Here is a 23,192-nt window from a genome sequence, read left to right on the forward strand (position 1 = left end):
TGTGTATTCTTCACTGTCGCTGCGCCCCTTTAGCTCAGTCGGCAGAGCGTCTCCATGGTAAGGAGAAGGTCTACGGTTCGATTCCGTAAAGGGGCTCTGGGTTTGAGGACCGTCGGTCGCAAGACCGGCGGGCACTCCCTCCCGAGGCGGGGTAGCTCAGCTGGTTAGAGCGCACGACTCATAATCGTGAGGTCGCGGGATCGAGTCCCGCCCCCGCTACTCTGATCGACGCACCAACCACCAAAGAAGGACTAGCCGTGGCCAGCAAGAGCTCTGACGTTCGCCCGAAGATCACGCTTGCGTGCGTCGACTGCAAGGAACGCAACTACATCACCAAGAAGAACCGGCGCAACGACCCGGACCGCCTGGAGATGAAGAAGTTCTGCCCGCGTTGCCGCAAGCACACCGAGCACAAGGAAACCCGCTGATCCCAGCGCGGTACCTCGCCTGAGGGCGGCCTCCCTGACGGGGGCCGCCCTCAGCGCTTTCCCAGCGCCCCGTTCCAGCTGCAATGCGGGGTTATCGTCACTGGAGTAGTGCTGTGCGCCCCATTCCCGTCAACACCACCGCACGAGTCCCGGGCTGGGGCGGCGCTGCTAGCGTTCGACCATGCCTGTTGACCCGTCGCTGGTGGGGCGCGAGTTTCCCCCGACCCGGCCCTACACCGTCACCACGGAGAAGGTGCGCGAGTTCGCCGCCGCCGCGGGGACGTCGTACGACGGGGGGCCGGTGCCGACCACCTTCCCGATCGTGCTCGCCTTCGAGGCGATGAACGCCTTCCTGGCAGCCGAGCAGGTCGAACTGCACCGCATCGTCCACGGCGAGCAGCGCTTCGCCTACGAGCGGCCGATCGTGCCCGGCGATGTGCTCACCGCCACCCTCACCGTCGCGTCGCTGCGCCAGATCGGCGGCAACGACATCATCGGCACCCGCAGCGAGGTCACCGACGCCGAGGGCCACCTGGTCTGCTCTACGACGGCCACGCTGGTCCACCGCGGCGAGGAGGCGACAGCATGAGCCTCCTCGAGGCAGGCGCGGAACTGGACCCCCAGGCCTTCACGATCACCCGCGCCGACCTGGTCCGCTATGCGGGCGCCAGTGGTGACTTCAACCCGATCCACTGGTCCGACCGGGTCGCCACCGCCGTCGGCCTGCCCGGAGTGATCGCCCACGGCATGTTCACCATGGCCCTGGTCGCCCGGGCTGTGGACACGTGGACCGGCCCGGGGCGCACCGTCGAGCTCGGTGGCAAGTTCACCAACCCGGTCGTGGTTCCCGACGATGACCAGGGCACCCGGCTGGAGGTCGCCGGCACCGTCAAGGAGGTCGCCGACGGGCTCGCCACGATCGCGCTCACCGTCACGTGCGAGGGGACCAAGGTGCTCGGCCTGCCCAAGGCGATCGTCCGTGTCTGAGCCGGTGCTGCTCGCCGACCACACCACGTTGCGCCTGGGCGGGCCCGCGGGCCGCTTCGTCATGGCCACCTCCGAGCAACAACTCATCGATGCCGTCACCGCTGCTGATGCCGCCGGCGAATCGCTGCTCCTGGTCGCGGGCGGGAGCAACCTGGTCGTCGGTGACGCGGGGTTCTCCGGCACCGTGGTCAAGGTCGCCACCCGTGGCATCGGCCTGGAACAGCACGACGACCACGTCCTGGTCACCGCAGCGGCGGGAGAGGCCTGGGACGACTTCGTCAACCACTGCGTCGAGTCTGGCTGGGTCGGGGTCGAGGCACTCTCCGGCATCCCCGGAGCCGTCGGCTCGACGCCGATCCAGAACGTCGGCGCCTACGGCCAGGAAGTGGCCACCACGATCAGCCACGTGCGCGTCTGGGACCGCAAGCTCAAGGGGGTGCGGGTCTTCCCGACCGCCGAGTGCTCGTTCGGCTACCGCCACAGCCGGTTCAAGGCCGACCCGGGCCGCCACCTGGTCCTCGACGTCACCTTCCGGCTGCCGCGGGGGCGCCACGGAGCCCCGATCGGGTACGCCGAACTGGCCCGGGCGCTCGGCGTCGAGGTCGGCCAGCAGGCCTTGCTCGGCGACGTACGACGTGAGGTGCTGCGCCTGCGCCGCGGCAAGGGGATGGTCCTCGACCCGGCAGACCACGACACCTGGAGTGCCGGCTCGTTCTTCACCAACCCCATCCTCGACCCCGCAGCAGCACGCGCGCTGCCGGAGGACGCCCCGCGCTGGGAACATCCGGACGGCCGGGTGAAGACCAGCGCCGCCTGGTTGATCGAGCACGCCGGCTTCGCCAAGGGACACGGCAACGAGCGGGTCAGCCTCTCCACCAAGCACACCCTGGCCCTGACCAATCGCGGCGGGGCGAGCACCGCCGACCTGTTGGCCCTGGCGCTCGAGGTGCGCGACGGGGTGGAACTCGCCTTCGGCGTCCGGTTGGTCAACGAGCCGGTCCTGGTGGGCTGCTCGCTCTGACGGTCACTCCTCGAAGAGTTCCGGCATCGTGATGGCCAGCACGATCACGGCGATCACCGCCAGCACGGCCAGGAGCAGCAGCACGGTGCCGACGATCCCCATCACCATCCCGGCATGGGCCGAGTCGCGCCCCGACCAACGACCGGGCTCGGCGTCGATCTCGCGGACCACCCTGGCGCCGGTCGCCCAGGCGAAGGGGGCCACCACGAACAGGAATCCGCAGAGCATGCCACCGACCAGGCCGGTCAGGCCCAGTCCCATAGCGGTCCCTGCGGACGGGTGTGCGGGTGGCGGCAGGTAGGCGTAGCCGGTGTAGCCGTAGCCCGGGTAGAAGCCTTGGGGTGCGCCGTACGGCGGAGCGCCCGGACCGTATCCCGGCTGGTGCTGGCGGGTGGGTTCGTCGTGGCTCATGCGTCCATCACCACCAGCAGGGTCACCACGCCCACGGTGACCAGGATGCCGAGGGCGAGGATGACGGTGCCGATGATCCCCAGGATGTAGCCGGCGCTGGCGCTCTCGCGCCCCGACCAGCGCCCCGGCTCGGCGTCGATCTCGCGGACCGTCCGCCGCCCGTGGATCAGCGCATAGGGGGCCATCAGGATCGGCACGTAGCAGAGCATCCCGCCGATCAGGCTGATCAGGCCGAGCGTCAGCGACGTGGAGGCGGCCGGGTGCGGCGGGGGCGGCGGCACGTACTGGTACGGCGCGTAGCCGGGCTGGTGCGGGACGCCCCAGCCCGGTGGGGGTGGCGGGGGCCAGGCGGCGGCCGGCGGCTCGAATGCGCCCTGCTCGTCCGGATCGTTCGGGGTGCTCATGGCTCCATCGTGTCAGGTGATGTCGACTCCCAGCGCGAGATATCCACAAGCGCCCGGTCCAGCACGTCCGACGGGGCGCGTGAGGCGCGGAACGACATCCGGGCCAGTTCGGCCAACTGGGCATCGCTGAGGTCGTGGGCCGCGCGCATCGTGGCGTACTGGCCCTCCAGCCGGGAACCGAAGAGCAACGGGTCGTCCGCGCCGAGCGCGATCGTGGCCCCCGCCGCCATCAGCTGGGGCAGCGGCACCGAGGAGAGGTCGCTGTAGACGCCCAGTGCCACGTTCGAGACGGGGCAGACCTCCAGGGCCACGCCGTCGGCAGCGACCCGGTCGAGCAGGGCAGGGTCTTCCACCACCCGTACGCCGTGGCCCAGGCGCCCCGCGTGGAGTTGGTCCAGGCAGAGGCGGATGTTGGACGGCCCGGCCAGTTCGCCGCCGTGCGGGACCAGGAGCAGGCCGGCGCGTTCGGCGATCGCGAAGGCGGGTGCGAAGTCGGCGGTGTCGCCTCGGCGCTCGTCGTTGGAGAGCCCGAATCCGCTCACCCCGCGGCCGGCGTACTGCGCTGCCAGGCGGGCCAGGGTGCGGGCATCGAGCGGATGGCGGGTGCGGTTGGCCGCGATCACCAGTGAGATGCCCAGGCCGGTGCGCTCGCTGGCGTCGCGCACGCAGTCCAGGACCAGGTCGGTGAAGGCGGTGATCCCGCCGAAGCGCGCGGCGTACCCACTGGGGTCGACCTGGATCTCCAGCCACCGTCCGCCGTCGCGCACGTCGTCCTCGGCAGCCTCGAGGACCAGCCGGCGTACGTCGTCGGGGGTGCGCAGCACGGAGCGGGCCACGTCATAGAGCCGCTGGAAGCGGAACCACCCCTTTTCGTCCGCCGCGGAGAGCTGCGGTGGCCACTGGGTGACCAGCGAGTCGGGCAGGGCGATCCCGTCGCGCTCGGCCAGTTCCAGCAACGTGCCGTGGCGCATCGATCCGGTGAAGTGCAGGTGCAGGTGCGCCTTGGGCAGGCTGGTCAGGTCGCGCCGTTGGTCTCGCACAGGGTGCAGGCTAGCGCCGGTGCGGTGCTGGCGGCGTACGCATGCCCGCTCGCCGTGCCCGGGCCGCGCCCGCGCCGCGCCCCCGCGGGCTCAGCCCAGGAGCGACTCGGCCGCGGCGACGAGCACGCAGGTGGCGACGCCGTCCATGGCGGTGCTGACGTCCTGGAGGCTCGGGAAGGTGGGCGCGAGGCGGATGTTGCGGTCCCGGGGGTCCTCGCCGTGCGGGAAGGACGAGCCCGCCGGGGTGAGCGCGATCCCGGCCTCCCGGGCCAGTTCCACGACCCGCGAGGCGGTGCCGTCGAGCACGTCCAGGCTGACGAAATAACCACCCGTGGGCCGGGTCCAGGTCGCCACCTCGAGCCCGTCGAGCCGGGCGGTGAGCGCCTCGTCCACGGCGGCGAACTTGGGGGCGATGATCTCGCGGTGACGTCCCATGTGGTTGCGCACGCCCTGGGGGGTGCCGAAGAACTCGAGGTGGCGCAACTGGTTGAGCTTGTCCGGGCCGATCGCGCCCTTGCCCAGGTGGGAGGTGTACCACTTCACGTTCTCGGTCGAGGCGGCCAGGAAGGCGACCCCGGCGCCGGCGTAGGTGATCTTGGAGGTGGAGGCGAACATGATCGGCCGGTGCGGGTGCCCGGCAGCGGAGGCGAGGGAGAGGACGTCGGCGCTCTTCGCCTCGTCCTCGGTCAGGTGGTGGAACGCATAGGCGTTGTCCCAGAAGATCTTGAAGTCCGGCGCCGCGGTCGGCATCGAGGCGAGCCGCTCGGCGACCTCCTGGCTGACGATGGAGCCGCTCGGGTTGGCGTACGTCGGGACGATCCAGATGCCCTTGATGCTCGGGTCCTCGGCGGCCAGGCGGGCCACCGCCTCCACGTCGGGCCCGTCTTCGTGCATCGGCACGGTGACCATGCCTATGCCGAACCACTCGAGCAGGGTGAAGTGGCGGTCATAACCGGGGACCGGGCAGATGAAGGTGACCTTCTCCTCCTGGCTCCAGGGACGCTCGCCGTCGACCGCGCCCTTGAGCCACAGGTCGACGAGCACCTCGCGCATCATCACCAGCGACGAGTTGCCGCCGGCGACGACCTGCTCGGGCTCGACCCAGAGCAGGTCGGCGAACATCTCCCGCAACTCGGTGATGCCCTCCAGCCCGCCGTAGTTGCGGGTGTCCACGCCCGAGGCCGTGATCGGGTCGGCGGGCAGGGACAGGAGCCGGTCGGAGAGATCGAGCTGGGCCGGGGCGGGCTTACCGCGAGTCAGGTCCAGCTTCAGCCCGGCCTCCTTCAACTGCTCGTACGCCGTGCGCTGGGCAGTCAGGAAATCGGCGATCTCCTCGGGCGTACGCGCGGCCAGGGGGGTGGAGGGCTGGTTCGTCTCGGTCACGCGCACAGTGTTCCATGCCGGCTCCGCGCGAGCGCCCGGGTTCCGGGTGCCGGGCAGGGGTGGCACTGCCCGTTTGGACGATGGGTTGTCCTTCCGCGTAGACTCCTCGTTTGGTGGATCCCACCCATGCTCAGCCATGCCCTCGCGGAAGTTTCGCGGACCGGCGCCGGCTGTCACGGGCCACCGGAGGGCACTAGCTCAACTGGCAGAGCATCGGTCTCCAAAACCGAAGGTTGGGGGTTCAAGTCCCTCGTGCCCTGCACGATGATCAATGGCAACACCGAGCACGATGAAGAACTGATGCACGACGAAGGGTGATGAGCGTGTCGGACAGTGACGCAGCGCGCGGCTCCAGCGACAAGCGGGAGCGGGCGGGTGTCCTGACCTTCCTCAAGCAAGTCGTCGCCGAGTTGCGCAAGGTGGTCTGGCCGACCCAGCAGGAGTTGGTCACCTACTTCATCGTGGTCCTGGTCTTCGTGTGCGCCGTGATGGCGTTGGTGTCGTTGCTGGACCTGGGCTTCGGTGAACTCGTGTTCAGGATCTTCGCAAGGAACACCACCCAATAGCACGACGCACCACCCGGTGGGTCATGCTGCAGGCCGCGGCCCGCAGCATCGCCCCGCCGAAGACCGGGTGGGCGGGTCCGCAAGCACTACGAAAATGACGGAGCATCACGTGTCGGAGCAGTACGACGAAGCAGCAGCTGAGGCTGTCGAGCAGGTCGACCCAGTCGTCGGCCCCACGGACGAGTCGGACCAGGTAGTCGACCAAGCCGTCGACGGTGACGCTGCGGTCGAGACGGACGAGCCGGCCGGGGACGCCGAGACCGAGGACGATCCGCTGGAGGAGTTCCGTCGCGCGCTCTGGGCCAAGCCGGGCGAGTGGTACGTCGTACACACCTACTCCGGCATGGAGAACCGGGTGAAGGCCAATCTGGAGAACCGGATCATCTCCCTCAACATGGAGGACTACATCCACGAGATCGTGGTCCCCATCGAAGAGGTCGCAGAGATCAAGAACGGGCAGCGCAAGCTGGTCAAGCGCACCGTCCTCCCCGGCTATGTCCTGGTCCGGATGGACCTGACCGACGAGTCCTGGTCCACCGTGCGCCACACCCCGTCGGTGACCGGGTTCGTCGGCCACAGCCACCAACCGGTGCCGTTGAGCATGACCGAGGTGGAGAACATGCTGGCCCCCGCCGTGATCGCCGCGGCCGAGGCCCAGGCTGCTGCTTCCGAGTCGGGTGCACCGGCCACTGGTGGTGCGGCCCCGGCCCGCAAGACCGTCGAGGTCGTGGACTTCGCGGTCCAGGACTCGGTGATGGTCGTCGATGGTCCGTTCGCCACGCTGCACGCCACGATCACCGAGATCAACGGCGAGTCGCAGCGGGTCAAGGCCCTGGTCGAGATTTTCGGCCGGGAGACCCCGGTCGAGCTGAGCTTCAACCAGATCCAGAAGGTTTGAGCCCGACCCCGGGAGTCCGGGGACGGGAAATCCGGTGCCAGTGCGGGCCGGGTGACAACAGGTAAGAGTGGCAGGGGGTCCAACCCCCGTCATGACCACACGAAGAAAGAGAAGAGCAATGCCTCCCAAGAAGAAGATCGCTGCGCTGGTCAAGGTGCAGCTGCAGGCTGGCGCAGCAACTCCGGCTCCGCCGGTGGGTACCGCACTCGGTCCCCACGGTGTGAACATCATGGACTTCTGCAAGGCCTACAACGCGCAGACCGAGTCGATGCGCGGCAACGTCATCCCCGTCGAGATCACCATCTACGAGGACCGCACGTTCACCTTCATCACCAAGACCCCTCCGGCTGCCGAGCTGATCAAGAAGGCCGCTGGCCTGAAGAAGGGTTCCGGGTCCCCGCTCAAGGAGAAGGTCGGCAAGCTGACCGCCGACCAGGTCCGTGAGATCGCGCAGACCAAGCTGCCCGACCTCAACGCGAACGACATCGACGCCGCGATGAAGATCGTCGCCGGCACCGCCCGCTCGATGGGCGTCGAGACTCCCTGATCCGGCCCCTCCCGGGCATCGGTGAGACCAGCACTTCGAGTGGCAGGGCCGCGCTGGCCCGATCACCACGACTTCGCACAGAAACGAGAAGCACATGCAGCGCAGCAAGACCTACCGCGCGGCGGCGGAGAAGTTCGACAAGGACGAACTCCACGCCCCGCTGGCCGCGATCAAGATCGCCAAGGACACCAGCAAGAAGAAGTTCGACGAGACCCTGGACGTCGTCATGCGCCTGGGTGTCGACCCGCGCAAGGCGGACCAGATGGTCCGTGGCACGGTCAACCTCCCGCACGGCACCGGAAAGACCGCCAAGGTCCTGGTCTTCGCGAACGCCGACAAGGCCGAGGCCGCCCGTGAGGCCGGCGCCGACATCGTCGGTGGCGACGAGCTCATCGAGAAGGTCAACGGTGGCTGGACCGACTTCGACGCCGTCGTCGCGACGCCGGACATGATGGGCAAGGTCGGCCGCCTCGGTCGCGTGCTCGGTCCCCGTGGCCTGATGCCGAACCCGAAGACCGGCACCGTCACCCCCGACGTGGCCAAGGCCGTTGCCGACATCAAGGGCGGAAAGATCGAGTTCCGGGTCGACCGGCACGCGAACCTGCACTTCATCATCGGCAAGGCCTCCTTCACCGAGGTCCAGCTTGCGGAGAACTACGCCGCGGCGCTCGACGAGGTGCTCCGGTTGAAGCCGGCCAGCTCCAAGGGCCGCTACATCAAGAAGGTCACCGTCTCCACCACGATGGGCCCCGGCATCCAGGTTGACCCCAACCGGACCCGGAACGTGGCCGTCGAGGACGAGGCCTGATCCGTTCCTCCTGACAGGGGCGGGACCCGCGAGGGTTCCGCCCCTGTCGGCATTTGTGTGCGGGGGACCGCGCGCCGAAGGCAGTTCGGCCGGCCCGTGCTGAGCAGGTGAGCACCCGTCGCACGTCGGAACGGCATGTCGTTCGGCGCCCGCACCCCAGTGGAGAACCACCGCGCCGGCCGCCGCGACCGACCAGACTCGAACGATGGACCCCCGCGACGTACTGCTCCACCTCGGCGGCTGTGCCAGCACCGCCGAACTGCTGGCCACTGCTCACGCCCGGACCCGGACCGGGCGGTGGCACGTGGCGCGATCGTCCGTTGCGGGGGCGGCAGGTACGCCGTCCCGGGCCTGGCCGGGGGATGGCAGGAGGCCCATCGGCTCAGCGGGGTGGTGCCGAGGCGCAGCGCTGCGCTCTTCTGGGAGCTCAGCCTGCGACTGCTGCGACCCGGACCTGCGGATGGTGGTCGAGGTCGAGTCCTCCACCTCCAGGCTCCGAAGCAGATGTTCCGCTCCGACACCCGGCGCTGCGCCTGGCTGACGAGCGGGGATGGCTGGTGCTGCGCTTCGTCTGGGAGGACGTGATGTTCGCCCCGGAGGAGGTCATCGAGGCGCTGGCCCGCGGGGTGGCGTACCGAAAGACATGCAGTTCGCCACGCGCCGGCCCGCGCTGAGCGGGGGAGCAGGCATCGTACGTCGGAACTGCATGTCGCTCGGTGTGTGGGGCGCATGCTTCACTTACCCGCATGCCAGCACGCCCACGCCAGTCCGCCCTCCCGCGCTCGACGGCCCTGCAAGCCGCGGCCGCCGCTGTCCTGGTGCTCGGTGTCCTGCTGCTCCTGGTCCTCCAGGGTGGCTCCGGCGACGACGCCGGCAACGAGGAGGGCGGCCCGGTCTCCGTCCCGGCCCGCGAGCTCGAGCAGGGGATGACCTCGATCGCCTCGGACGAGTTCTTCGAGACCGTCATCGCGGCGCAACGTGCGGCCGGCACCTGGAACGTCCTCTCGGTCTCCACGGTGGATGGCCGTTCGATGCAGCCCTCGGTGCAACAGGTCTCCCTGGCTGGCGACGATCCCGCGATCCGGACGGTCTTCGACTCGGGTGTCGGCACGGTCGAGGCGCTCTACATCGGTGGTGACTTCTATGTGAAGGGCTTCAGCGGCACCGAGACGCCGTGGTGGAAGGTCGAGCCGGACGGCGAGGCCGGGCAACTGGTCACCTGGCTGGCCCAAGCCGCCGACCCGACCCGGTTTCTCTCCTCCCTGAAGGAGTTCCGCTCCTTCGAGGTGGTGGGTGTCGAGGATGTCGCCACGGCGGAGGAGGGGACCACCGTCACCGCGGTCCACTATCGGCTCACGCTCGACCCGCCCGGGGAAAACGTGGCTGGCACGGAGGCCACGCCGATGGAGATGGACATGTGGGTCGACGCCGATGACCGGCCGGTCCGGGTGGAGACCGCCGTGGAGGGTGGGGGACAGCGGCTGGAGACGACGCTCTTCTATGTTCTGTACGGCGAGAAGGTGGACATCGAGGCACCTCCGGCCGACCAGGTGACCACCGAGACGCCGCCGGAACTGGCCGGCAGGCAGTGAGAGCGGCGGCCGATTTGCCCGCGTCCACGGCGCGGGCCTAGACTCCTGCACCGTAACCAGAGACCGCCGGTGGTCGACGAGCCCGACAACAGTCGGAGGAGTCGTCCGAAGGTCCGCGACAGCGGGCGGCCTGCGCAGGTGACAGAGCATCAGCCGGATCCCGGCCCCGCCCTGGCAGCCTGTGCCGGGGCGTTCGTCGTTTCCGGGCCCGGTGTCCGCCGAACCGGTGGTCTCGCTGACGTAGTTCGGAAGGAGACCACATGGCGCGGCCAGACAAGGCAGCAGCCGTCGCGGAGGTCGTTGACTCGTTCAACAACGCCGCCGGTGCTGTGCTGACCGATTACCGCGGTCTCACCGTGAGTGAGTTGCAGCAACTGCGGCGCTCCCTCGGCGAGAACGCCAACTACGCCGTGGTCAAGAACACGCTGGCCAAGATCGCCGCCCGTGAGGCCGGCATCGAAGGCTTCGACGACCTGCTGACCGGCCCGACCGCCATCGCCTTCATCGAGGGCGACGTGGTCGAGGCGGCCAAGGGTCTGCGTGACTTTGCCAAGGCGAACCCCGCCCTGATCATCAAGGGCGGCGTGCTCGACGGTGCGTTCCTCGACGCGAAGGAGGTCGCCAAGCTGGCCGACCTCGAGTCGCGCGAGGTGCTCCTGGGCAAGCTGGCCGGCGCAATGCTGGCTTCGCTCTCCCAGGCCGTCTACCTGCTCAACGCCCCGCTCTCGCAGGCTGCCCGGCTCGCCGGCGCCCTGCAGGCGAAGGCCGAGAGCGACCCCTCGATCCTCGCAGGTGGTGCCGGTGAGCCGGCCGCCGCTGAGGAAGCACCGGCAGCAGCCGAGGAAGCCCCCGCTTCCGAGGACGCCGCCGAGGCACCGGCATCGGCCGAAGACGCCGAGACTCCGGCAACCACCGAGGCCTGATCCCGGCACCTGCCGGAACAGACCGACGTACACCACCTGAAACCCGGTCCCCTCAGCACCCGAGGACGGACCAGAACTGAAAGGAAGCGCCACCATGGCGAAGCTCAGCACTGACGAGCTGCTCGACGCGTTCAAGGAAATGACCCTCATCGAGCTCTCCGAGTTCGTGAAGCAGTTCGAGGAGACCTTCGGCGTCACCGCCGCTGCCCCCGTTGCCGTTGCCGCTGCCGGTGCGCCGGCCGCTGGCGGTGCCGGTGGCGACGACGCTGCGGCCCAGGACGAGTTCGACGTGATCCTCGACGCCGCCGGCGACAAGAAGATCAACGTCATCAAGGAGGTCCGGGCGCTGACCTCCCTCGGTCTGAAGGAGGCCAAGGACCTCGTCGAGTCCGCCCCCAAGGCGATCCTCGAGAAGGTCGACAAGGCCACCGCTGACAAGGCGAAGGAAGCCCTCGAGGGCGCCGGCGCCTCCGTCACCCTCAAGTGATGCCGACCCCGGCGTCGCGCTGAGCGCGGCGCCGGGGTCACTCGACTGGCGGTCTCCCCGACACGGGAGGCCGCCAGTCGTGCATTTCGCCGAGGCGGCACGTGTTGACGCCGTACGCCGTCGAGTGGGCGTCAACTGACGCCGACTCGACGAGGGGTGGGTCGCCAGCAGGCCTACTCGAGAGTAGAAATCCCTGGTCGCCCCTCGGTCGCCACGTGACGGCGGTCGCAAAACGCCGTAACTTATCCCGCACGCATCCGTTGTGCCTGCGAGGTTGGCGCAAAGACGTGTGCGCCGGGCCCGGCGACACACGTCCCGAACGCGCGAGAGGGAGAAACGAACACCATGGGCGTTGAGATCAACATCAACGATTTGACCAAGTCCTTCGGCAAGCAACTGATCTGGGGCGGCGTCACGCTGACCATCCCCGCAGGTGAGGTCTCGGTCATGCTCGGGCCGTCCGGAACCGGAAAGTCGGTCTTCCTCAAGGCGCTGATCGGGCTGATCAAGCCCGACTCCGGCTCGATCCTGATCGAGGGCACCGACATCGCCTCCTGCTCGGAGAAGGACCTCTACGAGATCCGCAAGCTCTTCGGCGTCCTCTTCCAGGATGGCGCCATGTTCGGCTCGATGAACCTCTTCGACAACGTCGCGTTCCCGCTGCGTGAGCACACGAAGAAGAACGAGACCGAGATCCGCAACATCGTCATGGAGAAGATGGACCTGGTCGGTCTCCTGGGCGCCGAGGACAAGCTGCCCGGCGAGATCTCGGGTGGTATGCGCAAGCGTGCCGGCCTGGCCCGCGCGCTGGTCCTCGACCCCGAGATCCTGCTGATCGACGAGCCGGACTCCGGCCTGGACCCGGTCCGTACGTCGTTCATCAACCAGCTCTTCATCGACCTGAACGCGCAGATCGACGCGACGTTCCTGATCGTGACCCACGACATCAACTCGACCCGGACGGTGCCGGACAACATCGGCCTGCTCTACCACAAGCACCTGGCCATGTTCGGTCCCCGCGAGATGCTCCTCTCCTCCGAGGAGCCGGTGGTCCGCCAGTTCCTCAACGCGCAGACGGTCGGCCCGATCGGCATGTCCGAGGAAAAGGACGCCGACGAACTGGCTGCGGAGAAGGACATCGAGATGCCGCCGCTGCCGCCGATCCCGCTCCAGCTCGAGCCGTCCAACGGCATCCCGCGCCGCAGCCAGCGTGCGCCCGGTGAGTGGTGCCGCGCCAACGGCATCACCCCTCCTCCCGGCTCCTTCCAGACCACCAACGCCGGCCTGGCTCCGGGTTCCTGACCTGAGCTCCACCATGTCCTCACTGACCAGCTCCCGGGTGTTCGCGCCCATCGGGACCGCGGGCAAGCTCTTTGCCTTCGCCCTCGATGTCGTGCGCGCGCTCTTCCGGCGACCCTTCCAGCTGCGGGAGTTCCTGCAGCAGGCCTGGTTCATCGCGTCAGTGACGATCATCCCGACCGCCCTGGTCGCGATCCCGTTCGGCGCGGTGATCGCGCTGCAGGTCGGCGGCCTGATCAAGCAGTTCGGTGCACAGTCCTTCACCGGGTCCGCCTCGGTCCTGGCCGTGGTCCGCGAGGCGGGCCCGATCGCCACCTCGCTGCTGATCGCCGGCGCTGCCGGATCCGCCATCGCCGCGGACCTGGGGGCGCGCAAGATCCGCGAGGAACTCGACGCGATGATGGTGCTGGGCATCGACCCGATCCAGCGCCTGGTCGTGCCGCGGGTGCTGGCCTGCATGCTGGTCGCGCTCTTCCTCAACGGACTGGTCTCGGTGGTCGGCGTGATGGGCGGCTACTTCTTCAACGTGGTGCTCCAGGACGGGACCCCAGGCGCCTATCTGGCGAGCTTCACCGCGCTCGCACAACTTCCAGACCTGTGGCAGGGGATGGCCAAGGCGCTGGTCTTCGGGCTGATCGCCGCCATCGTCGCCTGTTACAAGGGGATGAACGCCGGAGGCGGCCCGAAGGGCGTCGGCGACGCGGTCAACGAGTCCGTGGTCATCTCCTTCCTGCTCCTGTTCGTCGTCAACTTCGTGATGAGCGCGATCTACCTGCAGCTCGTCCCCCCGAAGACAGGTTGACGCCGTGGCCAACCTGAAAGCCGCCTACGAGCGGCCCGCACAGTTCCTGGACACCCTCGGTGACCAGCTGAGCTTCTACCTCAAGGCGCTCGCCTGGACGCCGCGCACGCTGGCGCGCTACAAGAAGGAGATCCTGCGGATCCTGGCCGAGGTCACCCTCGGCTCGGGCTCGCTGGCCGTGATCGGTGGCACCGTCGGCGTCATCTTGGCGATGTGCTTCTTCACCGGCACCGAGGTCGGCCTGCAGGGCTATGCGGCGCTGAACCAGATCGGCACCGCGGCCTTCTCCGGCTTCCTGTCGGCCTACTTCAACACCCGCGAGATCGCACCGCTGGTGGCCGGCATCGCCCTGGCCGCGACAGTCGGCTGCGGGTTCACCGCACAACTGGGCGCAATGCGGATCTCGGAGGAGATCGACGCGCTCGAGGTGATGGCGATCCCGTCGCTGCCCTTCCTGGTCACCACCCGGATCATCGGCGGCCTGATCGCGGTGGTCCCTCTGTACGTCGTCGGCTTGCTGTCGTCGTACTTCGCGACCCGGCTGACGCTCACCCAGTTCTTCGGCCAGAGCGCCGGCACCTATGACCACTACTTCACCCTCTTCCTGCCACCCGGCGACGTGCTGTGGTCGTTCGGCAAGGTGATGGTCTTCGCGGTCACGGTGATCCTGATCCACTGCTACCACGGCTACAACGCCAGTGGCGGCCCGGCCGGGGTGGGCGTGGCGGTCGGTCGCGCCGTACGGACCTCGATCGTGGCGATCAGCGTGGTCGACCTCTTCCTCTCGATGGCGATCTGGGGCACCACGACCACGGTCAGGTTGGCGGGCTGACATGTCGGTGTTGCGGAACAAGAAGCTGATCGGCCTGGTCTTCCTGGCCATGCTGGCCGGTGGTGTCTGGCTCACCGCCGCGATCTACAACAAGACCTTCGTCTCCTATGACCGGGTCACCATGGATGCTTCCCGGGTGGGCCTGCAGCTCCCGGCTCGCGCCGACGTGAAGATCCGCGGCGTACAGGTAGGGGAGGTGCTCGAGGTCCGGGCCGATGCGGACGGGGCCAGGCTGGTGCTCGGGATCTATCCCGACCAGCGCGACACCATCCCGCGCAACGTCACCGCCCGGATCGAGCCGAAGACGCTCTTCGGTGAGAAGTACGTCGCCCTCCAGGTGCCCGACTCGGCGTCGACCGAGGCGCTGCAGGTCGGTGACAACATCGAGAAGTCGGTGCTGGCCACCGAGGTCGAGGAGACACTCAATGACCTCTACCCGCTGCTGCGCGCCGTACAGCCGGCCGACCTGAGCCAGACGCTGACCGCGATCGCGACCGCACTCGAGGGGCGCGGCGATGCGCTCGGCGACAACCTGGAGCGGCTCGACAGCTACCTCACCCGGATCAACCCGGAGATCCCCGGCCTGATCGAGGACCTGCGGCTGACCGCCGAGGTCTCCGACCTGTACGCCGACGTGCTCCCCGAGATCGCCAGCACCCTGCGCAACACGGTCACCACCGGCGAGACCCTGGTCTCGCGCGAGGCGCGGCTCAACCAGCTCTTCTCCGACGTCTCCAGCTTCTCCGACGTCGCGGGCCGGTTCCTCGACGAGAACGAGCAGAACCTGGTCCGTGTCGGCGAGCTCGGCGCCGAGCAGCTCGAACTCCTGGCCGAGTATGCGCCGCAGTTCCCCTGCCTCCTGGGCGGCATCGTCAAGGCGGGCTCCCTGCAGGCCGAGGCGTTCCGCGGCTTCACGCTGCACATCAACCTGGAGTTGCTGCCCAACATCCCGCGCGAGTACGACGAGGGCGACCGCCCCATCACCCAGGACAAGCGCGGCCCCTACTGCGGCACGCTGCCCGACCCGCCGTTCACCCAGGAGGACCCCTTCCGTACGCCGCCTGACTTCAACGACGGCGTCACCCGCGACACCGGCAAGGGCACCCGGCGTACCGTTCCGGGCGACTACGAGTTCGGCGCCGAGGCAGGAAGTCGCGCCGAGGCCGACCTGGTCCGGGGGTTGCTCGCCTCGTCGGGCCACACCGGCTCCGATCTGAGCGTGCTGCTGGTGGCACCGCTGATGCGTGGGGCGGAGGTGACGATGGAATGAAGTTCCTCGACGCAAAGACCCTCTCCGCCACCTGGAAGCTCGTCCTTTTCATGGTGGTGACGGCGCTGGCCACCGGTCTGCTCGCCGCGGTGATCGGCAACTGGTCGTTCGCGTCCAGCCGTGAATACAAGGCGGAGTTCACCAACGCCACGGGTGTGGTCAAGGGAGACGACATCCGCATCGCCGGGGTCAAGGTCGGCACCGTCAGCGACGTCGAGATCAAGGACCGCACCCGTGCCCTGGTCACCTTCTCGGTGGCCGACGAGGCCACCGTGACCACGGCGACGCACGCCACGATCCGTTATCGCAACCTGGTCGGCCAGCGCTACATCACGCTGACCCAGGAAGGGGAGGGTTCCACCCTGCCCGCGGGCGAGACCATCCCGGTCGCCCGGACCCACCCGGCGCTCGACCTGACCGTCCTCTTCAACGGCTTCAAGCCCCTCTTCGAGGCGCTCTCGCCCCAAGACCTCAACAAGCTCTCCGCCTCCATCGTGGAGGTCTTCCAGGGGGAGGCCGGGACGCTGGAGGGCCTGCTCTCCCACACCGCATCGGTGACCCAGACCCTGGCCGATCGTGACCAGGTGATCGGGGACCTGATCGACAACCTCACCGACGTGTTGGTCACCGTCGGGGACCGCGACCAGGAGCTCAGCGCCCTGATCGTGAACCTGAAGACCTTGGTCAATGGCCTGGCCGAGGACAGGGACGCCCTGCTCGGTCCGCTGGACCAGATCTCCGACCTTGCCGTGACCACGGCCGACCTGGTGGAGGGCCTGCGGGAACCGCTGGTGGCCGACATCAAGGAGCTCAACACGGTGGCCGGCAACCTGACCCGCAACCGGGCCGAGCTGGACCGGGCGATGCAGGTGCTGCCGATCAAGCTGAACAAGATCGGCCGCACCGCGACGTACGGGTCGTGGTTCAACTTCTACCTGTGCAGCTTCGAGGGCTCGGTCAAGATTGGTGACCTGCCCGCCCTGCCGGTGCTGTACGACACCAAGAACGCGAGGTGCTCGCTGCCATGAGCAAGCCCTTCCGCGAGCGCAACCCGGTCATCATCGGCGCCGTCAGCCTGGCCGTGATTGCGGCACTGATCCTGGCTGCCTTCCGCGCCGACTCGCTGCCCCTGATCGGTGGCGGTGACACCTATTACGCCCACTTCTCCGAGGCAGGTGGCCTCAAGGCGAACGACGAGGTCCGCATCGCTGGCGTCCGAGTGGGCAAGGTCAAGGACCTCGAACTGGACGACGGCAAGGTCAAGGTGACCTTCCAGCTCCAGGAGGCCGCCGACTTCGGCCCCCAGACCCGGGCAGAGATCAAGGTGAAGACCCTGCTGGGTGCCATGTATCTCGAGCTCGTGCCGGCGGGGAGTGGACAGCTGGAGGCCGACTCGACGATCCCGATCGAGCGGACCAGTTCGCCCTTCGACGTGGTGGACGCCTTCGAGGGCCTGGCCGAGACGGTCGACGACGTCGAACTGGACGACCTGCGCGGTGCACTGACCACGCTGGCCGACCTGACCGAGAACACCCCCGAGGAGTTCCGGGCCGCGTTGACGGGTGTCTCGGAGCTGTCGGAGAACCTGGCCGCCCGTGACGAGCAGATCAACACCCTGCTGGTCAACCTGCGCAAGGTCTCCGGTGTCCTCGGGGATCGTGACCAGGACATCATCGCGCTGATGCGGGACGCGGAGGTGCTCTTCACGGCACTGGTGGCCCGCCGTGATGCGATCCACAACCTGCTGGTGGCCTCGTCCACGATGTCGACCGAGTTGACCGCGCTGGTCGACGAGACCCGGGCTGACCTGGCGCCGGCGCTGCAGAACCTCGACGGTGTGGTCAAGGTGTTGTTGAAGAACCAGGAGAACCTGGACGAGAGCCTGCGGTTGATGGCCCCGTTCTACCGCTACTTCGCCAGCACGTTGGGCAACGGTCCTTGGTTCGACACGACGATCACCAACATGCCCCCGATCTGCAATCCGGCCGAGCTGCCGAACTGCCTGGAGGTGGGCTGATCATGAAGAGGCTGATCGTCCCCGCCCTCGTGGTGGCCCTGCTGGTCGTCGCGGCACTGACCATGTTCACCGCGGATGAGCGCAAGACCCTGACTGCCGAGTTCCCGCGCACCGTCTCGATCTATGAAGGATCCGACGTACGGGTGCTGGGGATCCCGGTCGGCACCGTCGACCGGATCGAGCCGAACGGGACGTCGGTCAAGGTGACCATCTCCTATGACGCCGACGTCGACCTGCCGGCGGACGTGTCTGCCCTGATCGTCTCGCCGAGCGTGGTGGGAGACCGCTACATCCAGCTGCACCCGGTCTATACCGGGGGCGAGAAATTGCCGGACAATGCGAACCTGGGGCTGGACGAGACCCAGACCCCGTTGGAGCTGGACGAGATCTATGCCAGCCTCGATGAGCTCGCGGTGACCCTGGGGCCGGATGGCGCCAACAGCAACGGTGCGCTGACCGAGCTCCTGGCCACCGCCGCCGACAACTTCGAGGGGCAGGGCGAGCAGTTCAACCAGACGATCCAGGACCTGGGCAAGTTGACCGGCACGCTGGCCAACAACAAGGACGAGCTCTTCGAGAGCGCCGCCGAACTCGAGGGTTTCATCAACACCCTGGCCACCAATGACCAGGTGGTCCGCGACTTCAACCAGGCGATGGCCTCGGTCTCGGAGTTGCTCGCCGGTGAGCGTGACGAACTGGCCAGCACCTTGTCGAACCTGAGCACCGCGCTCGGCGCGGTGCAGACCTTCGTGAAGGAGAACAAGACGCTCCTGGCCACGAACATCGACGGCCTCGAGCGGATTTCGCAGACGCTGGTGAAGCGTCGCGGGGAGCTCGACGAGATCCTGCGGGTGGCTCCGGTGGCGCTGAACAACCTGGCGCTGACCTACAACCCAGTTTCGGGGACCCTGGACACCTCGGCCAACCTGGAGAATGCCGCCCACGAACTCACCAACAACCCGGCGCTCTTCCTGTGCTCCATCGTGGGTCAGGCGGACCCGACCGGCCAGCTGTGCACCGTCATCGACACCTTGCTCGGTTCCCTGCCGCTGCCCCGGACCGGAACCTTCGGCGCTGCCGCGGTCACCGACCCGACCTTCCAGGCGTTGCTGGAGGTGGCCCGATGAACGCGAGGAGTCGCGGACTGGTCCTGGTGGCGACCCTGGTCGCCCTGTTGCTCAGTGGCTGCGGCTTCTCGGTGGACAAGATGCCGCTGCCCGGCGGTCCCGACCTGGGGGATGACCCGATCGAGTTGACGGTGATGGTGCCCGACGCGCTCGACCTGGTGCCTCAGTCGACGGTGAAACTGGCCGATGTCAACGTTGGCAAGGTGACCGACATCGAGCTGGTCGACCAGGAGGCCCGGATCACGATCCGGGTGCGCCGTGATGCGAAGCTGCCCGCCAACTCCACTGCCGAGATCCGGCAGACGAGCCTGCTCGGGGAGAAGTTCCTCTCCCTGAACCTGCCCGCCCAGCCGTCGGGAGAACTGCTCGCCGACGGGGACACGATCGCAACGGCCAGTGACAACCGCAACCCCGAGGTCGAGGAAGTGCTGGGTGCACTCAGCCTGGTCCTCAACGGTGGTGGCGTGGCCCAGTTGAAGACGATCACGGTCGAGCTGGACAAGGTGCTGGGCGGCGACGACCCCGACTTGCGGTCCTCCCGGTCCGCCAACGTGAAGTCGGTGCTCACCCAGCTCGAGTCGTTCATGGGCGACTTGGATGAGAGCAAGGGTGACATCGTCAACGCGATCGAGGCGCTGAACCAGCTCTCGATCACCGCCAACAACCAGATGGCCGACATCACCCTGGCCCTCGACAAGCTTCCCGAAGCGGTGGCCTCGCTCGACTCCCAGCGCGAGGACCTGGTCAAGATGCTGGCTTCCCTGGAGGAGCTCAGCGACGTCGGGGTCCGGGTGATCGACGCCTCGAAGGACGTCACCATCGAGGCACTGACCCAGTTGCAACCGGTCCTCACCGAGCTGGCCAAGAGCGGCGACGACTTCGCCAACGCCTTCAGCGTCTTCCTCACCTATCCATTCGTGGACGAGAGCATCGGTCGTGACCCGCAGGTGGCGCGCAACCTGCACATGGGTGACTACGTCAACCTGGCCATCAAGCTCGACATCCACACCAACGACCTGCTCACTCCGTTCCTGGGCTTCCCGGACGGGACCGACCCGGTGGCGGCCGTCGGCGACCTACTGGCCTGCATCACAAGCGCCGGTGAGAACAGCGACGCGTGCGAGGGCATCCTGAACTACCCCGGCAACCTGCTGGCGATCGGGGACCTGTGTGACGACGACCTCTACCGCAACCAGCCGGTGTGCCAGGTGGTCAGCGGCCTGTTCGGTGGCCTGGGCCTGAGCGACGGACTGCCGGGCACGTCATCCGGACAGTCCGGGGCGCAACCGCCGGCCTCCGGTCAGGCCACGCCGAAGCCGAGCGCCCCGACGAACCCGATCGAGAAGCTCGTCGAGGACCTGGGCCTGCTCGGCCTGCCCGGTCTGAAACTGAACCGGACCGCACCGGGGGGACCTGCCATCCAGGGCACCGCGTCGGTGGCGGAGTTGGCGAAGGTCTACAACCCGAGCCTCGTCTACCTGCTCGTCCCGGGGGTGGCCCAGTGATCACACGTCGTACGAAGGTCCAGTTGGTCGTCTTCCTGGTGATCACCCTGGTCGGGGTTTCGTTCGTCGGAGCACGCTATGCGCGCCTCGATCGGGTCTTCCTGGACACCGACTACACCGTGGTTGCGCACTTCGCGGACTCCGGCGGCATCTTCGCGGGCGCGGAGGTGACCTACCGCGGCACCACGATCGGCCGGGTGGGCAAGATGGTTCTCACCTCGGACGGGGTGGACGTCCACCTGGACATCGACAAGGAGTGGGACTCGATTCCTGCTGACACCAAGGCGCTGGTCGGCAACCGCTCGGCGGTCGGTGAGCAGTACGTCGAGCTCCAGCCCAAGGTCGATGACGGTCCCTTCCTCAAGGAGGGGTCCGAGATCGTGCGGACCAACACCGAACTCCCGGTGCCCACCTCCCAGTTGTTGGAGAGCATCTCCACCACCGTGGCCAGCGTGGACACCGACGACCTGGTCACGGTGATCAAGGAACTCGGTCTGGCGTTCAACGGCACCGGCGAGGACCTGGCCCAGATCATCGACACCGCGAACGCGTTCATCGAGACCGCCGATGCCAACTTCACCACCACGCGCGACCTGATCCGGGGAGCCAACACGGTGCTCAGTGGCCAACTGGCCGAGGCGTCCTCGATCCGCACCTTCGCCACCAACCTCGATCTCTTCGCCACCACGCTGGCCGGCGCCGACGCGGACCTGCGCGGCGTGATCGACCAGGGCTCAGGAGCGGTCAACGAGTTGCGCGAGTTCATCGAGACCAACGAGGTCGACCTGGCCTCCCTGCTCAACAACCTGGTCACCGTCAGCGAGGTCGTGGTCAAGAACCTCGACGGCGTCGAGCACCTGCTCTCGATCTACCCAGTCGTGGTCGAGGCAGGCTTCACCGTCGTGGCCAAGGACCCGGAGACCGGCAACTACGACGCGCACTTCGGCCTGGTGGTCACGCCGCACTCGCTGTGCCACGCGGGCTATGAGGAGACCGACCGGCGCAACCCGTTCGACGGGGAGACGCGGCCATTGAAGACCGACATCACGTGCGAGGACTCTGCCAGGGACTCGAATGCCCGTGGTGCGCAGAACATCCTGAACCGCACCGGCCTGGGCGGCGCCACCTCGCCGATCGTCGCGGAGATCAACACCGAGACCGGCGAGATCACTTGGCTCGATGACCCGACCACGCTGGCTGCTCCGTCGGGCGACGCGACCCCGGCAACGGGTTCCACCCCGGCGGGTACAGTGACCACTCCCGCCGTCGGAGAGGAGTCGTGGAAGTGGTTGCTGGTCCGTCCACTGCTGCTCGACGCCCAGCAGACGACCCCGTAGTGGGGCCGGACGCTTCCACCACGGGCGACCGGGCGCGCACGCTGCGCGCGGTGCTGCTCGGCGTACTGGTGGTGGCGCTGCTCGCGTCCGTGGCCTGGCTGGTGATCGAGGTCCGGGACCGAGTCGGGGAGGAGAATTCGGCCCAGTCCGAGCGCGACGCGGTGATGCTCCGGGCGCGCGAGTGGATGGTCGAGGCCTGGAACTATGGGCCTGACGACCTGGGCGATGACGGCACCCTGAGTGCGTACGCCGACCGGGTCTACCCACTGATCTCCACCAGTTTCCGCGCGGACTTCGACAACACCCTCGCCCTGCTCGAGGCAAACATGGCCGAATCCGAGATCTCGATGGCGGCCACGGTCGACCGGGTGGGCGTCGAGTCGATCGACGCGGACCGGGCGACGGTGATCATTGGCGGCCAGTTGACGCCCACGGTTGCCGGGGCATCGCAGGGGGCCTCCGGCTATCTGTGGCGAGCCGATCTGGTGAAGGTCAACGGCCAGTGGCGCGTCGATGACTTCAACAGCTTCGGGAGCGCCGAGTGAGCGCCAGCAACTACGACATCCTGGGCGTGGCCTCCGATGCCAGCGCGGAGGAGATCCGCGCAGCCTGGCGCTCCTCGATCGAGGACCTCGACCCCAGTGACCGGCGCTTCGCCTTCTTCAATGACGCCGCAGCGGTGCTGCTGGACGACGAGAAGCGGGCGGCGTACGACGCGGAACTCGCTGCCGGCGATGCCACGGGCGTCCCGACCACGACGCACGTCGATGGTGACGCTGCAGACCTCGTCGGCGCGGCGGAGGTGGACGACCCCGACGGCGACGCGGACAGCCCGCCGGAGCCCAGTGACATGTCCGGCAACGAGCCGGAGGGCGGGGCGGACGCCGACGCCCTGCCCGCCGACGCTGCTGGTCCGGCGTACGCCGCGGAGCGGGGCGCGGCCCGATGGGTCCTGCTGGCGCTGGCGCTGGCCACCCTGCTGATAGCCGCGGTCGCGGCCGGGCTCCACTTCACCAAGACCGACGAGGAAGCCGTCGAGACGGCGATGGCCCAGGCCCGCACTGCAGCCGAGGACAACGTCGCCAAGCTCTTCACCTATGACCACGTCGAGCCGGAGAAGTACCACACCCAGGCGATGCAGGTGATCACCGGCGACCTCAAGGCCGAGTACGACGAGTTGTGGCGGACGGTCATTGAGCCAAACCTGGCGGCGACCGAGGGGAGTGCGGCCTCCGAGGTGCTGTCGACCGGGCTGATCCGGGCCTCTGATGACGGCAAGCGGGTCGAGATCCTGGTCGTCCTGGCGAGCACGGCGGGCAATGCCAACGTGTCCGTCCCGGTCACGCTGCCGCTGACGGTGACCATGGTGGAGGTCGACGGCCAGTGGCTGATCGAGAAGTCGGACCTCTGGGAGCCCGACGCAGCCGAGCCGACTGATCCGACCGACCCAGCCGAGCCGGCTGCCCCGACGCCAACTTCACCGTCCGAGTCCCCCTCCTGAGCCCATC

At 68.0% G+C, this 23,192-nt stretch carries 26 protein-coding genes and 3 tRNA genes; 25 read left to right on the forward strand and 4 right to left on the reverse strand.

All coding sequences use genetic code 11. The annotated features are described in order from the left end of the window. Positions 1-23: 23 nt before the first annotated feature. The 6 genes from Q9R27_RS02145 to Q9R27_RS02170 all read left to right on the forward strand — a co-directional run bounded on the left by Q9R27_RS02145 (position 24) and on the right by Q9R27_RS02170 (position 2,436). Positions 24-96, forward strand: a tRNA-Thr gene (locus tag Q9R27_RS02145). 49 nt (positions 97-145) lie between these two features. Continuing rightward, positions 146-219, forward strand: a tRNA-Met gene (locus Q9R27_RS02150). A 38-nt stretch (positions 220-257) separates the two neighbouring features. Beyond that, positions 258-428, forward strand: a complete 171-nt coding sequence (gene rpmG, locus Q9R27_RS02155; protein WP_109510176.1) for a 50S ribosomal protein L33 — start codon at positions 258-260, stop codon at positions 426-428. A 181-nt stretch (positions 429-609) separates the two neighbouring features. Beyond that, positions 610-1,017: a MaoC family dehydratase N-terminal domain-containing protein gene (locus Q9R27_RS02160; RefSeq protein ID WP_311250673.1), complete on the forward strand. Its 408-nt coding sequence runs from the start codon at positions 610-612 to the stop codon at positions 1,015-1,017. Beyond that, the gene (locus tag Q9R27_RS02165; RefSeq protein ID WP_311250674.1) at positions 1,014-1,415 is read left to right on the forward strand and encodes a MaoC/PaaZ C-terminal domain-containing protein; all 402 of its coding nucleotides are present in this window, start codon (positions 1,014-1,016) and stop codon (positions 1,413-1,415) included. Before Q9R27_RS02160 ends, Q9R27_RS02165 begins: the two co-directional genes overlap by 4 nt. Further along, on the forward strand, positions 1,408-2,436 hold the full coding sequence (locus tag Q9R27_RS02170; protein ID WP_311250675.1) for a UDP-N-acetylmuramate dehydrogenase: 1,029 nt from the start codon (positions 1,408-1,410) through the stop codon (positions 2,434-2,436). The genes Q9R27_RS02165 and Q9R27_RS02170 overlap by 8 nt, the downstream gene beginning before the upstream one ends. A 3-nt stretch (positions 2,437-2,439) precedes the next feature. Here Q9R27_RS02170 and Q9R27_RS02175 read toward each other — a convergent pair whose 3' ends face one another. From Q9R27_RS02175 to Q9R27_RS02190, 4 genes are all read right to left on the reverse strand, one after another. Then, positions 2,440-2,847 (reverse strand): DUF4190 domain-containing protein, encoded by a 408-nt coding sequence (locus Q9R27_RS02175; protein ID WP_311250676.1) that lies wholly within the window; start codon positions 2,845-2,847, stop codon positions 2,440-2,442. After that, positions 2,844-3,251 (reverse strand): DUF4190 domain-containing protein, encoded by a 408-nt coding sequence (locus Q9R27_RS02180; RefSeq protein WP_311250677.1) that lies wholly within the window; start codon positions 3,249-3,251, stop codon positions 2,844-2,846. The genes Q9R27_RS02175 and Q9R27_RS02180 overlap by 4 nt, the downstream gene beginning before the upstream one ends. Continuing rightward, positions 3,248-4,291 carry an adenosine deaminase gene (locus tag Q9R27_RS02185; RefSeq protein ID WP_311250678.1) on the reverse strand — a complete coding sequence of 348 codons (1,044 nt, stop codon included), beginning with the start codon at positions 4,289-4,291 and terminating at the stop codon, positions 3,248-3,250. The genes Q9R27_RS02180 and Q9R27_RS02185 overlap by 4 nt, the downstream gene beginning before the upstream one ends. A 90-nt stretch (positions 4,292-4,381) precedes the next feature. After that, positions 4,382-5,674, reverse strand: coding sequence for an aminotransferase (locus tag Q9R27_RS02190; protein WP_311250679.1), 1,293 nt, complete (start codon positions 5,672-5,674; stop codon positions 4,382-4,384). Between the two features lie 187 nt (positions 5,675-5,861). On the opposite strand from Q9R27_RS02190, the gene Q9R27_RS02195 reads away from it, so the two are divergent. The 19 genes from Q9R27_RS02195 to Q9R27_RS02285 all read left to right on the forward strand — a co-directional run bounded on the left by Q9R27_RS02195 (position 5,862) and on the right by Q9R27_RS02285 (position 23,185). Then, a tRNA-Trp gene (locus Q9R27_RS02195) sits at positions 5,862-5,934 on the forward strand. Positions 5,935-5,991: 57 nt separating this feature from the next. Next, positions 5,992-6,240 (forward strand): preprotein translocase subunit SecE, encoded by a 249-nt coding sequence (gene secE, locus Q9R27_RS02200; RefSeq protein ID WP_311250680.1) that lies wholly within the window; start codon positions 5,992-5,994, stop codon positions 6,238-6,240. A 94-nt stretch (positions 6,241-6,334) separates the two neighbouring features. Continuing rightward, positions 6,335-7,138 carry a transcription termination/antitermination protein NusG gene (gene nusG / locus Q9R27_RS02205; RefSeq protein ID WP_311250681.1) on the forward strand — a complete coding sequence of 268 codons (804 nt, stop codon included), beginning with the start codon at positions 6,335-6,337 and terminating at the stop codon, positions 7,136-7,138. Between the two features lie 118 nt (positions 7,139-7,256). Further along, entirely contained in the window at positions 7,257-7,685 is a 429-nt protein-coding gene (gene rplK / locus Q9R27_RS02210; RefSeq protein WP_311250682.1) for a 50S ribosomal protein L11, read from the forward strand. A gap of 94 nt (positions 7,686-7,779) precedes the next feature. After that, complete coding sequence (rplA, locus tag Q9R27_RS02215; protein ID WP_311250683.1) at positions 7,780-8,493, forward strand: 50S ribosomal protein L1; 714 nt, start codon at positions 7,780-7,782, stop codon at positions 8,491-8,493. Between the two features lie 746 nt (positions 8,494-9,239). Beyond that, positions 9,240-10,085 (forward strand): hypothetical protein, encoded by an 846-nt coding sequence (locus Q9R27_RS02220; RefSeq protein WP_311250684.1) that lies wholly within the window; start codon positions 9,240-9,242, stop codon positions 10,083-10,085. A 260-nt stretch (positions 10,086-10,345) separates the two neighbouring features. Then, positions 10,346-11,008 carry a 50S ribosomal protein L10 gene (gene rplJ, locus Q9R27_RS02225; protein WP_311250685.1) on the forward strand — a complete coding sequence of 221 codons (663 nt, stop codon included), beginning with the start codon at positions 10,346-10,348 and terminating at the stop codon, positions 11,006-11,008. A gap of 94 nt (positions 11,009-11,102) precedes the next feature. Next, positions 11,103-11,495 carry a 50S ribosomal protein L7/L12 gene (rplL, locus tag Q9R27_RS02230; RefSeq protein ID WP_311250686.1) on the forward strand — a complete coding sequence of 131 codons (393 nt, stop codon included), beginning with the start codon at positions 11,103-11,105 and terminating at the stop codon, positions 11,493-11,495. A gap of 345 nt (positions 11,496-11,840) precedes the next feature. Continuing rightward, positions 11,841-12,797, forward strand: a complete 957-nt coding sequence (locus Q9R27_RS02235; RefSeq protein WP_311250687.1) for an ABC transporter ATP-binding protein — start codon at positions 11,841-11,843, stop codon at positions 12,795-12,797. A 13-nt stretch (positions 12,798-12,810) separates the two neighbouring features. Beyond that, complete coding sequence (locus Q9R27_RS02240; RefSeq protein ID WP_311250688.1) at positions 12,811-13,596, forward strand: ABC transporter permease; 786 nt, start codon at positions 12,811-12,813, stop codon at positions 13,594-13,596. A 4-nt stretch (positions 13,597-13,600) separates the two neighbouring features. Further along, positions 13,601-14,428 (forward strand): ABC transporter permease, encoded by an 828-nt coding sequence (locus Q9R27_RS02245; RefSeq protein ID WP_311250689.1) that lies wholly within the window; start codon positions 13,601-13,603, stop codon positions 14,426-14,428. 1 nt (position 14,429) lies between these two features. Beyond that, positions 14,430-15,698 (forward strand): MCE family protein, encoded by a 1,269-nt coding sequence (locus Q9R27_RS02250; RefSeq protein ID WP_311250690.1) that lies wholly within the window; start codon positions 14,430-14,432, stop codon positions 15,696-15,698. Further along, the gene (locus tag Q9R27_RS02255) at positions 15,695-16,726 is read left to right on the forward strand and encodes an MlaD family protein (RefSeq protein WP_311250691.1); all 1,032 of its coding nucleotides are present in this window, start codon (positions 15,695-15,697) and stop codon (positions 16,724-16,726) included. The genes Q9R27_RS02250 and Q9R27_RS02255 overlap by 4 nt, the downstream gene beginning before the upstream one ends. After that, a complete protein-coding gene (locus Q9R27_RS02260) occupies positions 16,723-17,715 on the forward strand; it encodes an MCE family protein (RefSeq protein ID WP_311250692.1) in 993 nt (330 codons plus the stop codon). Before Q9R27_RS02255 ends, Q9R27_RS02260 begins: the two co-directional genes overlap by 4 nt. A gap of 2 nt (positions 17,716-17,717) precedes the next feature. Then, on the forward strand, positions 17,718-18,842 hold the full coding sequence (locus Q9R27_RS02265) for an MCE family protein (RefSeq protein WP_311250693.1): 1,125 nt from the start codon (positions 17,718-17,720) through the stop codon (positions 18,840-18,842). Next, a complete protein-coding gene (locus tag Q9R27_RS02270) occupies positions 18,839-20,347 on the forward strand; it encodes an MCE family protein (protein WP_311250694.1) in 1,509 nt (502 codons plus the stop codon). The genes Q9R27_RS02265 and Q9R27_RS02270 overlap by 4 nt, the downstream gene beginning before the upstream one ends. Continuing rightward, complete coding sequence (locus tag Q9R27_RS02275) at positions 20,344-21,684, forward strand: MlaD family protein (protein ID WP_311250695.1); 1,341 nt, start codon at positions 20,344-20,346, stop codon at positions 21,682-21,684. Before Q9R27_RS02270 ends, Q9R27_RS02275 begins: the two co-directional genes overlap by 4 nt. Next, on the forward strand, positions 21,684-22,229 hold the full coding sequence (locus Q9R27_RS02280) for a hypothetical protein (RefSeq protein ID WP_311250696.1): 546 nt from the start codon (positions 21,684-21,686) through the stop codon (positions 22,227-22,229). The genes Q9R27_RS02275 and Q9R27_RS02280 overlap by 1 nt, the downstream gene beginning before the upstream one ends. Beyond that, positions 22,226-23,185 carry a DnaJ domain-containing protein gene (locus Q9R27_RS02285; RefSeq protein WP_311250697.1) on the forward strand — a complete coding sequence of 320 codons (960 nt, stop codon included), beginning with the start codon at positions 22,226-22,228 and terminating at the stop codon, positions 23,183-23,185. Before Q9R27_RS02280 ends, Q9R27_RS02285 begins: the two co-directional genes overlap by 4 nt. The last annotated feature ends 7 nt before the right edge of the window (positions 23,186-23,192 follow it).

It is taken from the genome of Nocardioides sp. AE5, assembly GCF_031844485.1.
Classification (GTDB): domain Bacteria; phylum Actinomycetota; class Actinomycetes; order Propionibacteriales; family Nocardioidaceae; genus Nocardioides.

Excerpts from the sequence above, each read along its gene's own strand:
- Q9R27_RS02160 (WP_311250673.1), top strand. The coding sequence starts at position 610 with ATGCCTGTTGACCCGTCGCTGGTGGGGCGCGAGTTTCCCCCGACCCGG.
- Q9R27_RS02165 (WP_311250674.1), top strand. The coding sequence starts at position 1,014 with ATGAGCCTCCTCGAGGCAGGCGCGGAACTGGACCCCCAGGCCTTCACG.
- Q9R27_RS02175 (WP_311250676.1), bottom strand. The coding sequence starts at position 2,847 with ATGAGCCACGACGAACCCACCCGCCAGCACCAGCCGGGATACGGTCCG.
- Q9R27_RS02180 (WP_311250677.1), bottom strand. The coding sequence starts at position 3,251 with ATGAGCACCCCGAACGATCCGGACGAGCAGGGCGCATTCGAGCCGCCG.
- secE (WP_311250680.1), top strand. The coding sequence starts at position 5,992 with ATGAGCGTGTCGGACAGTGACGCAGCGCGCGGCTCCAGCGACAAGCGG.
- nusG (WP_311250681.1), top strand. The coding sequence starts at position 6,335 with ATGACGGAGCATCACGTGTCGGAGCAGTACGACGAAGCAGCAGCTGAG.
- rplK (WP_311250682.1), top strand. The coding sequence starts at position 7,257 with ATGCCTCCCAAGAAGAAGATCGCTGCGCTGGTCAAGGTGCAGCTGCAG.
- rplA (WP_311250683.1), top strand. The coding sequence starts at position 7,780 with ATGCAGCGCAGCAAGACCTACCGCGCGGCGGCGGAGAAGTTCGACAAG.
- Q9R27_RS02220 (WP_311250684.1), top strand. The coding sequence starts at position 9,240 with ATGCCAGCACGCCCACGCCAGTCCGCCCTCCCGCGCTCGACGGCCCTG.
- rplJ (WP_311250685.1), top strand. The coding sequence starts at position 10,346 with ATGGCGCGGCCAGACAAGGCAGCAGCCGTCGCGGAGGTCGTTGACTCG.
- rplL (WP_311250686.1), top strand. The coding sequence starts at position 11,103 with ATGGCGAAGCTCAGCACTGACGAGCTGCTCGACGCGTTCAAGGAAATG.
- Q9R27_RS02235 (WP_311250687.1), top strand. The coding sequence starts at position 11,841 with ATGGGCGTTGAGATCAACATCAACGATTTGACCAAGTCCTTCGGCAAG.
- Q9R27_RS02240 (WP_311250688.1), top strand. The coding sequence starts at position 12,811 with ATGTCCTCACTGACCAGCTCCCGGGTGTTCGCGCCCATCGGGACCGCG.
- Q9R27_RS02250 (WP_311250690.1), top strand. The coding sequence starts at position 14,430 with ATGTCGGTGTTGCGGAACAAGAAGCTGATCGGCCTGGTCTTCCTGGCC.
- Q9R27_RS02255 (WP_311250691.1), top strand. The coding sequence starts at position 15,695 with ATGAAGTTCCTCGACGCAAAGACCCTCTCCGCCACCTGGAAGCTCGTC.
- Q9R27_RS02260 (WP_311250692.1), top strand. The coding sequence starts at position 16,723 with ATGAGCAAGCCCTTCCGCGAGCGCAACCCGGTCATCATCGGCGCCGTC.
- Q9R27_RS02265 (WP_311250693.1), top strand. The coding sequence starts at position 17,718 with ATGAAGAGGCTGATCGTCCCCGCCCTCGTGGTGGCCCTGCTGGTCGTC.
- Q9R27_RS02270 (WP_311250694.1), top strand. The coding sequence starts at position 18,839 with ATGAACGCGAGGAGTCGCGGACTGGTCCTGGTGGCGACCCTGGTCGCC.